Origin of the sequence: Candidatus Corynebacterium faecigallinarum, from assembly GCF_052264515.1 — a bacterium.
Classification (GTDB): domain Bacteria; phylum Actinomycetota; class Actinomycetes; order Mycobacteriales; family Mycobacteriaceae; genus Corynebacterium; species Corynebacterium faecigallinarum.
In genome coordinates this window covers 1-5,516 of the sequence record NZ_JBQQOC010000051.1, presented here as the reverse complement: position 1 = coordinate 5,516, position 5,516 = coordinate 1, and the positions used below count along the sequence as shown (strand labels likewise).

Annotated in this window: 3 rRNA genes; all 3 read right to left on the bottom strand. The window is 54.9% G+C overall.

The window, feature by feature from the left end:
- Position 1 precedes the first annotated feature (1 nt).
- A 5S ribosomal RNA gene (gene rrf / locus ACTXPP_RS13820) occupies positions 2-118 on the bottom strand.
- Positions 119-277: 159 nt separating this feature from the next.
- A 23S ribosomal RNA gene (locus tag ACTXPP_RS13815) occupies positions 278-3,359 on the bottom strand.
- A gap of 348 nt (positions 3,360-3,707) precedes the next feature.
- A 16S ribosomal RNA gene (locus ACTXPP_RS13810) occupies positions 3,708-5,227 on the bottom strand.
- Together the 16S, 23S and 5S rRNA genes form the textbook arrangement of a ribosomal RNA operon.
- Between the last annotated feature and the right edge of the window lie 289 nt (positions 5,228-5,516).

Genomic DNA, 5,516 nt, shown 5'->3' with positions numbered 1-5,516 from the left:
ATGCCGGCGGCGACCTACTCTCCCACACCCTCCCAGGTGCAGTACCATCGGCGCAGGCAGGCTTAGCTTCCGGGTTCGGAAAGGGACCGGGCGTGACCCCGCCGCTAAAACCACCGACAAACACTACAGAACAAACCACACACACCCAACCCCACCAGCCAGCCCACAACAAAAGTAGGGCCAACACGCAGGATGGTGTGCCGTGCCGTTCCAGACACTGCACAATGAACGCGAATACCTAACTACACGGCATACTCATCACCAAAATAAACAAAATTAGTGTTATCCTCGGTCAATTAGTACCGGTCACCTCCACACCTCACAGTGCTTCCAGATCCGGCCTATCAACCCCGTAATCTACAGGGAACCTCAAACGAAACCTCATCTCGAAACAGGCTTCCCGCTTAGATGCTTTCAGCGGTTATCCCTCCCATACGTAGCCAACCAGCCATGCCACGGGCGTGACAACTGGCCCACCAGAGGTATGTCCAACCCGGTCCTCTCGTACTAGGGTCAGCCTTTCTCAAGTTTCAACGCGCGCGGCGGATAGAGACCGAACTGTCTCACGACGTTCTGAACCCAGCTCGCGTGCCGCTTTAATGGGCGAACAGCCCAACCCTTGGGACCAACTCCAGCCCCAGGATGCGACGAGCCGACATCGAGGTGCCAAACCATCCCGTCGATATGGACTCTTGGGGAAGATCAGCCTGTTATCCCCGGGGTACCTTTTATCCGTTGAGCGACACCGCTTCCACAAGCCGGTGCCGGATCACTAGTCCCTACTTTCGTACCTGCTCGACCTGTCAGTCTCACAGTCAAGCTCCCTTGTGCACTTACACTCAACACCTGATTACCAACCAGGCTGAGGGAACCTTTGGGCGCCTCCGTTACTCTTTGGGAGGCAACCGCCCCAGTTAAACTACCCACCAGGCACTGTCCCTAACCCAGATCATGGGCCGAGGTTCAGATATCCAGCACGATCAGAGTGGTATTTCAACAACGACTCCACAACCACTAGCGTGGCTGCTTCACAGTCTCCCACCTATCCTACACAAACCGAACCGAACACCAATACCAAGCTATAGTGAAGGTCCCGGGGTCTTTTCGTCCTGCCGCGCGTAACGAGCATCTTTACTCGTACTGCAATTTCGCCGGGCCTGTGGTTGAGACAGCAGGGAAGTCGTTACGCCATTCGTGCAGGTCGGAACTTACCCGACAAGGAATTTCGCTACCTTAGGATGGTTATAGTTACCACCGCCGTTTACTGGGGCTTAAATTCTCCGCTTCGACCACAAGGGTCTAACAGGTCCTCTTAACCTTCCAGCACCGGGCAGGCGTCAGTCCGTATACATCGACTTACCGTCTTCGCACGGACCTGTGTTTTTGATAAACAGTCGCTTCCCTCTATTCTCTGCGACCCACACCAGCTACCAGCCGTAAAGACTGCCACCAGCACGGGCCCCCCTTCTCCCGAAGTTACGGGGGCATTTTGCCGAGTTCCTTAACCACAGTTCACCCGATCGCCTTAGTATTCTCTACCTGACCACCTGTGTCGGTTTGGGGTACGGGCCGAATGTGCACATCGCTAGAGGCTTTTCTCGACAGCATAGGATCACCGACATCCCCGCAAACGGGTACGCATCACGCCTCACCCACATGGCCCCCGGATTTACCTGGGGACCGGGCCACACGCTTACACCACAATCCAATAAGTGGCTCGGCTACCTTCCTGCGTCACCCCATCACTTGGCTACTACCAGCTCAGGTCCCGCGCATCCACACCACCTAGAGCCACAAAGTGACTCCTGACGGTACTTCAGGGCGGTTAGTATCACCGATTCACCATGGTCGCACACACACGGGTACGGGAATATCAACCCGTTATCCATCGACTACGCCTGTCGGCCTCGCCTTAGGCCCCGACTCACCCTGGGAAGATTAACTTGACCCAGGAACCCTTGGTCATCCGGCGGATGAGGTTCTCACTCATCATTCGCTACTCATGCCTGCATTCTCACTCGCATAGCGTCCAGCACTGGGTCACCCCGCACCTTCACTCGCCACACGACGCTCCCCTACCAACCCACACAAAAAGTGTGAGTTCCGCGGCTTCGGCGGTGTACTTGAGCCCCACTACATTGTCGGCGCAGGACCACTCGACCAGTGAGCTATTACGCACTCTTTCAAGGATGGCTGCTTCTAAGCCAACCTCCTGGCTGTCTTCGCGATCCCACATCCTTTTCCACTTAGTACACCCTTAGGGGCCTTAGCCGGCGATCTGGGCTGTTTCCCTCTCGACTACGAAGCTTATCCCCCGCAGTCTCACTGCCGCGCTCTCACTATACCGGCATTCGGAGTTTGGCTGATGTCGCTAAGATGATAGTCCCGCTAAACCAACCAGTAGCTCTACCTCCGGCAAGAAACACACGACGCTGCACCTAAATGCATTTCGGGGAGAACCAGCTATCACGGAGTTTGATTGGCCTTTCACCCCTACCCACAACTCATCCCCTCAGTTTTCAACCTAAGTGGGTTCGCGCCTCCACGACGTCTTACCGTCGCTTCACACTGGCCATGGGTAGATCACCCCGCTTCGGGTCCAGGACACGCCACTAAAAACACACTAGTTAGTATTCGCTTTCGCTACGGCTACCCCACACGGGTTAACCTCGCGACGTGCCGCTGACTCGCAGGCTCATTCTTCAAAAGGCACGCCATCACCCCAAAAAAGAGGCTCTGACGGATTGTAAGCGCACGGTTTCAGGTACTATTTCACTCCCCTCCCGGGGTACTTTTCACCATTCCCTCACGGTACTAATCCGCTATCGGTCACAACAAGTATTCAGGCTTACCGGGTGGTCCCGGCAGATTCACAGCAGATTCCACGAGCCCGCTGCTACTCGGGGACACTCGCAACCCAAGAAGCTGATGTTTTCACGTACCGGACTCTCACCGTCTACGGCAGGCCATTCCAAACCACTTCCGCTAACACCAACAACCAGGCGGCAGGCTGACAGACCCACCACACAAGACCCCACAACACCCCACATGCAACCCCTGTCAGGTATCACACACATGAAGTTTAGCCAAAAATCCGATTTCGCTCGCCGCTACTCACGGAATCACAATTGTTTTCTTCTCCTGCGGGTACTAAGATGTTTCACTTCCCCGCGTTCCCTCCACACCAGCTATTTCATTCACCAGCGGGTGACCGCGCATAACCACGGCCGGGTTTCCCCATTCGGACATCCTCGGATCAACGCTCAGTTGGCAACTCCCCGAGGCATAACGCAGCCTCTCACGTCCTTCATCGGCTCATTGTGCCAAGGCATCCACCGTGCGCCCTTCACAGACAACACTAAAACTTTCATCAAGATGACTCGAGATCATAAACATGATCAAAAATTGCATACAATAAAGAAGATACTCGCGTCCACTATACAGTTCTCAAACAACACGACGGCAAACCACACCAACACCCAAACCACCCGACAGGCAGCCCGACACCAATGTGACCGTCCAGTTTCAGGAGCATGCTGCTCCAGACACCCAACAGACGCAACAAACCAAACACAACTCTGCCGCACACCACAAGACCGTGTGAACTTGAAGAAAACAGTGATCCAGGGGTGATCTCCACCCGGATTCAACAAACACGCTACGCAACACCATCAACGGTGAAGGCGTGCAACCAAAAAGCTCCTTAGAAAGGAGGTGATCCAGCCGCACCTTCCGGTACGGCTACCTTGTTACGACTTCGTCCCAATCGCCGATCCCACCTTCGACAGCTCCCTAACGAGTTTGGGCCACTGGCTTCGGGTGTTACCAACTTTCATGACGTGACGGGCGGTGTGTACAAGGCCCGGGAACGTATTCACCGCAGCGTTGCTGATCTGCGATTACTAGCGACTCCGACTTCATGGAGTCGAGTTGCAGACTCCAATCCGAACTGAGACCGGCTTTAAAGGGATTAGCACCACCTCACGGTGTAGCAACCCACTGTACCGACCATTGTAGCATGTGTGAAGCCCTGGACATAAGGGGCATGATGATTTGACGTCATCCCCACCTTCCTCCGAGTTAACCCCGGCAGTCTCTCGCGAGTCCCCACCATAACGTGCTGGCAACACAAGACAAGGGTTGCGCTCGTTGCGGGACTTAACCCAACATCTCACGACACGAGCTGACGACAACCATGCACCACCTGTATACAGACCACAAGGGAAAACACATCTCTGTGCCGATCCTGCATATGTCAAGCCCAGGTAAGGTTCTTCGCGTTGCATCGAATTAATCCACATGCTCCGCCGCTTGTGCGGGCCCCCGTCAATTCCTTTGAGTTTTAGCCTTGCGGCCGTACTCCCCAGGCGGGGCGCTTAATGCGTTAGCTACGGCACGGAAGTCGTGGAAGACCCCCACACCTAGCGCCCACCGTTTACGGCATGGACTACCAGGGTATCTAATCCTGTTCGCTACCCATGCTTTCGCTCCTCAGCGTCAGTAACTGCCCAGAGACCTGCCTTCGCCATCGGTGTTCCTCCTGATATCTGCGCATTTCACCGCTACACCAGGAATTCCAGTCTCCCCTACAGTACTCAAGTTATGCCCGTATCGCCTGCACGCCCGGAGTTAAGCCCCGGAATTTCACAGACGACGCGACAAACCACCTACGAGCTCTTTACGCCCAGTAATTCCGGACAACGCTCGCACCCTACGTATTACCGCGGCTGCTGGCACGTAGTTAGCCGGTGCTTCTTCTACCACTACCGTCACAAAAAGCTTCGTCATGGTTGAAAGGAGTTTACAACCCGAAGGCCGTCATCCCCCACGCGGCGTCGCTGCATCAGGCTTGCGCCCATTGTGCAATATTCCCCACTGCTGCCTCCCGTAGGAGTTTGGGCCGTGTCTCAGTCCCAATGTGGCCGTCCACCCTCTCAGGCCGGCTACCCGTCGACGCCTTGGTAGGCCATTACCCCACCAACAAGCTGATAGGCCGCGGGCTCATCCTGCACCGAAAAACTTTCCACCACCGACACTAAACGATGGTCCTATCCGGTATTAGACCCAGTTTCCCAGGCTTATCCCGAAGTGCAGGGCAGATCACCCACGTGTTACTCACCCGTTCGCCACTCGAGTACCCCAGCAAGCTGGGGCCTTTCCGTTCGACTTGCATGTGTTAAGCACGCCGCCAGCGTTCGTCCTGAGCCAGGATCAAACTCTCCATAAAAGCAAAATCAGCCTTACAAAAAGCCCGACATCACTGGCAAAAATACAAAAATTACCGGACTGTCAACAATCAAGTCAACAATCACATGCGCCCAGCCACCACGGGGGTGGCGACCAGCACGCACAAAAACAATCATCAACACCAAAGCTGAACAGCCACAGTAAAAATAAGAAGACAGTGTTTAACAAGCCATCACGCTTGCCGGCACCATCCCCAAACCACCGCGCCACACAACCGGTGCGACAAAAATGCTTGGTTTGTTACGCTATTGAGTTCTCAAACAACATGC